This is a genomic window from Kribbella ginsengisoli, from assembly GCF_039537185.1.
GTDB lineage: Bacteria > Actinomycetota > Actinomycetes > Propionibacteriales > Kribbellaceae > Kribbella > Kribbella koreensis.
This window is the reverse complement of record NZ_BAABAA010000050.1, coordinates 1-616: the sequence shown is the minus strand read 5'-3', so window position 1 is coordinate 616 and position 616 is coordinate 1. Positions and strand designations below refer to the sequence as shown.

Here is a 616-nt window from a genome sequence, read left to right as displayed (position 1 = left end):
AAGGGTTCCTGTCCAACGTTAATCGGGGCAGGGTGAGTCGACCCCTAAGGCGAGGCCGAAAGGCGTAGTCGATGGGAAACAGGTTAATATTCCTGTACTTGGTGTTACTGCGAAGGGGGGACGGAGAAGGCTATGTTAGCCGGGCGACGGTTGTCCCGGTTTAAGCATGTAGGCTGGTTGTCCAGGCAAATCCGGATAATCAAGGCTGAGGTGTGATGACGAGGCACTACGGTGCTGAAGTAACAAATGCCCTGCTTCCAGGAAAAGCCTCTAAGCATCAGGTAACATTAAATCGTACCCCAAACCGACACAGGTGATCAGGTAGAGAATACCAAGGCGCTTGAGAGAACTCGGGTGAAGGAACTAGGCAAAATGGTGCCGTAACTTCGGGAGAAGGCACGCTGGTGTGTAGGTGAAGTCCCTGCGGATGGAGCTGAGACCAGTCGAAGATACCAGCTGGCTGCAACTGTTTATTAAAAACACAGCACTGTGCAAACACGAAAGTGGACGTATACGGTGTGACGCCTGCCCGGTGCCGGAAGGTTAATTGATGGGGTTATCCGTAAGGAGAAGCTCTTGATCGAAGCCCCGGTAAACGGCGGCCGTAACTATAACG

1 rRNA gene is annotated in these 616 nt (G+C 52.6%); it reads left to right on the top strand.

Going from position 1 to position 616, the window contains the following annotated elements:
* Positions 1-616, top strand: a 23S ribosomal RNA gene (locus ABD768_RS43000); the annotation flags it as partial.